The sequence below is a fragment of the Waterburya sp. genome (genome assembly GCF_058530065.1).
Genome location: NZ_JBZNBU010000042.1, coordinates 1 through 5,715, shown reverse-complemented (window position 1 = coordinate 5,715; position 5,715 = coordinate 1). Strand labels below are relative to the sequence as shown.

Below are 5,715 nucleotides of genomic sequence, written 5' to 3'. Positions count from 1 at the left end.
TTTCCTGAAGCATTAGAGGCATTTCGTACAGCTATGTCTTTTCGTTTTGTGCAATGGCTTAACCAAAATTGTGACGTATTCACCGCTTATAAAGCTAGCTTAGGCTTTGTTTGGGCTTAATTTTTGTTTAAGTCCCGCTAATTAGTGTTCAAATCTACTAATTAATTGAACTAAAAACTAACTACTAACTACTAAAAACTCTTTTAATTCATTCTTTGTTTAATCAATTTAATTGTTTGAGTAACCTTATCAGGAAAAACGACAACTAGGCTATTTTCTTTAGCTCGATCTAAAGCAGAATCGATCGCTTCTGTTTCTGGCAGAATAACTTCATAGGTCATATTAGGATTTTCTTGACAAATCCCCTTACTGATTAAATCAGCTACTTCTCCCCGCTCTCTGCCCCTAGGGTCTTCATCTTCTTTGATGATAATACTGTCAAATATTCGAGCCGAAATCTTACCCAATGAAATCAAATCTTCATCTCGGCGGTCGCCTGGCCCTCCAATAACCCCAATTCTATGACCCTGCCAATTTTTGACAAATTCTCCCACTGCCATATAACCATGAGGGTTATGAGCGTAGTCTACTAGGGCGCGATATTGTCCTAAATCGAACAGATTCATCCGACCAGGGATCTGTTCAGCGGATACTTGGAAAGTCCGTACTCCTTGGCGGATATACTCAATATCAACTCCTCCAGCAAAAGTAGCCAAACAACTAGCCAAAGCATTGGCAATCATAAAGGGAGCCATTCCCCCCATAGTCATGGGAATATTCGTAGCTTTCTCCACCCTAAGAGTCCATTTCCCTTCCAAAATAGAAAGATAACCATTTTCGTAAATTGCTGCCAAACCATTGCGACGGGTGTGTTCGGCAATAATTCGATTGTCGGGATTCATGGAAAAATACGCTACTTTGCAGTTAAGCTTTTCAGCCATTGCAGAAACCAGAGGATCGTCGGCGTTTAAGATAGCATAACCGTCGGCTTTAACGGTTTCCGCCACAACTGCTTTCACTTTGGCCATTTGTTCGATAGTATCGATGCCACCCAAACCCAGATGGTCTGCTGCTACGTTTAAAACTACTCCTATATCACAGCTATCAAAAGCCAAACCCGAGCGCAGAATTCCTCCTCTAGCTGTTTCTAAGACAGCCACTTCCACGGTCGGATCTCGCAAGATAGCTCCCGCACTATAAGGGCCTGTGTTGTCGCCCTTTTCGACTAAATATTCTTGGATATAAATTCCATCGGTAGCAGTAAAACCAACTACTTTTTCTGTTTGACGATAAATATGAGCCGTTAGGCGGGTTGTAGTAGTTTTACCGTTAGTCCCTGTAATTGCCACGATGGGAATGGTACTGGGGGCATTGTTGGGAAACAGCATTTCTAAAACCGATGCACCAACATTGCGGGGTAGTCCCTCACTAGGGGCTGCGTGCATTCTAAAAGCAGGGGCTGCATTAACTTCGACGATAACTCCTTGGGTTTCTCTCAGAGGCTTGCTGATATCTGGAGTAACAATATCAATTCCTGCAATATCTAGACCGATAATTTTGGCTACTCGTTGAGCCAACCAACGATTTTCGGGGTGGATTTCGTCAGTGCGATCAATCGCTATGCCTCCAGTGCTGAGATTTGCCGTGGCTCTTAAATAGGCTATTTTTCCTTGAGGCAAGACAGAATCTAACTCATAACCCTGTTTGGCTAAGACTGATTTAGATGTGGGGTCGATCGTAATTTTGGTTAAAACATTATCGTGTCCGTGACCTCGCTTGGGGTCTTGATTGGTAATTTTAATTAGTTCTTCAATGGTAGAAATCCCGTCACCAATTACTCTGGCTGGCACTCTTTCAGCAACGGCAACTACTTTGTCATTAATAACTAAAACTCGGTGGTCGTTTCCTTGATAGTATTTTTCAACAATTATCGAGCGAGATTTTGAGGCTTTACTAGCCAAATCATAAGCGGTTTCCGCTTCATCCCAATCATTGATATTAATAGTTATGCCTCGACCGTGATTGCCGTCTAGAGGCTTAATCACGATCGGATATCCTCCAATATCAGAGATTGCTTGTTCTAGTTCGTCTAAATATTCAATTACAGTACCTTTGGGTACAGGTACTCCTGCATTTTCTAAGATAGTTTTTGTGCCTTCTTTATCGCAAGCTAGTTCTACTGCCAAAATGCTAGTCTTGTTGCTCAGGGTAGCTTGAATGCGTTTTTGATTTGCGCCATAGCCTAGTTGCAGCATCGCTCTAGCACTCAACCACATCCAAGGAATTTTACGAGCTTCGGCTTCTTTGACAATTGTTTCTGTCGAAGGGCCTAAAGTGGTGTTGGCACAAAGATCTATCAAATCTGCTAAATCTTGTTCCAATTCGCGGGCTGGATAAGTTCCTGTTTCCACAATTGATTTGCAAAGCCTGACTGCTGCCCTACCTGCATAGCGACCAGCCTGTTCTTCTACATATTCAAAAACAACGTTAAATATTCCAGGGGTAGAAGTTTCTCTGGTACGTCCAAAACCCACTGGCATTCCCGCTAGCTCCTGTAATTCTAGAGCTACGTGTTCGACAATATGCCCCATCAGAGTTCCTTCCTTGACTCTTTCCAAAAAGCCCCCGCGATGACCGCGAGAACAATGATGTTCGATCAAGCTGGGCAAAACTTTAACCAAACCTTCGTAGAATCCGGACAACTCATTAGATGGCTTTTCAGTTAGTTCTTCCAAATCTAACAGCATCAAGATTAATTTATTGCGTCGAATGCTCCAATAGTTAGGGCCGCGCAGGGTTTGAGTTTTCAGAATTCTCATTGTGATTTGTTTTAGGGAATTTTGGCAATACCAAGATAGTTAGACAATTAAATAATAATCTCGTCTCTTTTAGCCATTAAACTGTTAGTGACGAACATTTTTTTGGCATTTAACCTGCATGAGCTTGATGCCGCTCTAGGTCATAGCGATCGCCATACCCCAGAACATGAAGGGTTAAATTGTGCATACTTAGAGGTTCGCTACCTTTAACTCTATTGTGATTGGTATGGGTCATTTGACGAGCGTCAACAATCGTTACTACTCCTCTGCCAATCACTCGAATTGTACCGTCGCTTTCAAACATGGCGCAGGTATCTTCGTCAATGCCAATGCCCAAAAGTTGGGGGTGCGCGCAAATAGCACTTAAAAGGCGAGCTAGACGATTGCGATTGTAAAAATGCTGATCTACCAATACTTCTGGAATGATTCCCAACCCTTCTGCCATATCTACCAGCGAGCGACTAGGAGATTCTGCACTACTTCCCCCAGAGATCATATGATGTCCCATAACCGCTGCTCCAGCACTAGTTCCCGCCAGGCTAATTTCTCTTTTCTGGGCTTTTTCCACAATCCGATTCATCAGAGGGGTATCTGAAAGCAAACCGCAAAGACGTAGCTGATCTCCCCCTGTTAAAAATACACCAGTACAACGTTCCACAAAATCTAGATATACTGAGTCATTACCTCCAGAGCGATCGCGCACATCCAGCACTTTAATTTCTTTCGCTCCCATATCGCTAAAAATGCGATAGTATCTTTCGCCAATCAAGCTAGGTTCTCTGGAAGCACAGGGTACAATACCAATAATTGCATCAGAACTTTTCGAGCGATTGAAAAAGGTTTGGAGGATTTCTTTGCCATGTACTTTGTCCTCCGCACCGCCAATAACTAAAATAGTATTTTGGGTCAAGGGTAAAGATTTTGTAATTTTGTTGTTGACTTCGGTATTTATCATAATCTAACTTGAAGAGCAGGAGCGCAGTACCATCATTACTGCTGATATTAGCGATAGTAGTAGTTGACTGTGGTGTCAAAAACTACCTAAACTCCTATAGGTCGATCTAGCTAATATTTAGTGTTTGAATTTTACTTGAGTTTAATTATCGTGCGTTTTGATATTATCACTCTTTTTCCCGACTTTTTTGCTTCTCCTCTCAATTGCAGTCTCTTAGGCAAAGCAATTGCCCAAGAAATTGCTACAGTCAATTTAATTAATCCCCGCGACTTTACCACAGACAAGCATCGTAAAGTAGACGATATTACCTACGGCGGAGGAGTAGGAATGCTACTCAAACCCGAACCAATTTTTGCTGCTGTTGAATCTTTACCGAGTTTGCCCCAACGAGAAATTATTTTGGTAACTCCTCAAGGACAGCCTTTAGATCAGCCTCTGCTCAAAAATTTGGCGACTAACTATCAACAACTAGTAATTATTTGCGGTCATTATGAGGGAGTAGACGAAAGAGTCAGACAGCATTTGGTCACTAGAGAGATATCTTTAGGAGATTTTGTTTTAACTTGTGGCGAAATTCCCGCTCTAACCATAATTAACGGCGTAACCAGACTGCTTCCTGGAACTGTAGGTAAAGTAGAATCCCTCAAACAAGAAAGCTTTGAAACCGAACTATTAGACTACCCTCAATATACTCGTCCTGCAGAATTTCGAGGCTGGAAAGTTCCTGAAGTATTGCGTTCGGGCAACCACAAATTAATTGATGAATGGCGCAAACAAGAGCAGATCCAACGAACTCGCGATCGCCGTCCCGATTTGTATCAGCAATGGCAGGAAATAGTCAAGAATGAAGAATAAACTAGATGTTAAGCATTACCTAGTAGCTTGAATTCTTTGCTATCATGATTAAACTACATTGGGAGAGGTGGCAGAGTGGTCGAATGCGCTCGACTTGAAATCGAGTGTACTGAGAAGTACCGTGGGTTCGAATCCCACCCTCTCCGTTCGCCTTACGACTTTATACAGTGGGAATTCTGCACAACTTGTACATTAACTAATTATTTGTCATTGGTAACAAATTAATGTCGCTTTAACAGATTAAATGTCTTTTTAACAAATTAGTGTCGTTCAACTTCCTAATAAAGATAACTTATAGGAAAGGGTGGGATTCGCTTTCAGTTTTTTTAAAAAATTTCTTCTTGCTCGAAGATGATTCAGTAACCACTAATTATAGTATACCCATACCCTTATTGCTGGGAGCGCACCTTATTCCTACTAATCAAATTAGTAGCAGCATCAGGGCAAGCAGTTACCAGGGTCAGAAAGCAAGATTATTTTAAATAATCAAACTAACCCACATTTTTCGCAGAACAGAGGTTTAGAACATGAACTACGGCGCGGTGTATTGAGAAAGGATCTAAACCAAAAATGGTAAGAGACTCGCTCAATCCAACCAAAGGTGAAATTGTTGTCGCAACTAAACCTACCGTCTTTTATAGAAACTTCTAACTGTTCATCTTTCAATCCAACCAAAGGTGAAATTGTTGTCGCAACCTACGCTTTAGCCCGTCGCCTGGAGAAAAAAGTTTCTTTCAATCCAACCAAAGGTGAAATTGTTGTCGCAACTGCTCTAGCTGAAGGTTTAGTTAGTTTGGGGATGCAGTCTTTCAATCCAACCAAAGGTGAAATTGTTGTCGCAACGCAAAAGAAAGCTCGTAACGTCTGTGTTTGCGGGGACTTTCAATCCAACCAAAGGTGAAATTGTTGTCGCAACTGGGAAACGATGCCAGGAATGAGGAAATACACTTTGATCTTTCAATCCAACCAAAGGTGAAATTGTTGTCGCAACAAAATGGATAGCTGAATACGGAAATACGTTATTAAACTTTCAATCCAACCAAAGGTGAAATTGTTGTCGCAACTCTATAAGTCAAAAACCTGACT

General features: G+C 41.7%; 3 protein-coding genes, 1 tRNA gene and 1 CRISPR repeat array. Of the genes, 2 read left to right on the top strand and 2 right to left on the bottom strand.

The genetic code is table 11. The annotated features are described in order from the left end of the window. Positions 1-203: 203 nt before the first annotated feature. Positions 204-2,819: a cyanophycin synthetase gene (gene cphA / locus AC33VI_RS02850; protein WP_491780760.1), complete on the bottom strand. Its 2,616-nt coding sequence runs from the start codon at positions 2,817-2,819 to the stop codon at positions 204-206. A 109-nt stretch (positions 2,820-2,928) separates the two neighbouring features. Next, positions 2,929-3,774: a cyanophycinase gene (locus AC33VI_RS02845; RefSeq protein ID WP_491780759.1), complete on the bottom strand. Its 846-nt coding sequence runs from the start codon at positions 3,772-3,774 to the stop codon at positions 2,929-2,931. A 150-nt stretch (positions 3,775-3,924) separates the two neighbouring features. Between AC33VI_RS02845 and trmD the strand changes: the two genes are divergently transcribed. Together trmD and AC33VI_RS02835 are read left to right on the top strand one after the other, a co-directional pair. Then, on the top strand, positions 3,925-4,629 hold the full coding sequence (gene trmD, locus AC33VI_RS02840; RefSeq protein ID WP_491780761.1) for a tRNA (guanosine(37)-N1)-methyltransferase TrmD: 705 nt from the start codon (positions 3,925-3,927) through the stop codon (positions 4,627-4,629). A gap of 61 nt (positions 4,630-4,690) precedes the next feature. Further along, positions 4,691-4,775, top strand: a tRNA-Ser gene (locus AC33VI_RS02835). Between the two features lie 437 nt (positions 4,776-5,212). Further along, positions 5,213-5,693: a CRISPR direct-repeat array (repeat unit 37 nt; unit sequence CTTTCAATCCAACCAAAGGTGAAATTGTTGTCGCAAC). Positions 5,694-5,715: the final 22 nt, after the last annotated feature.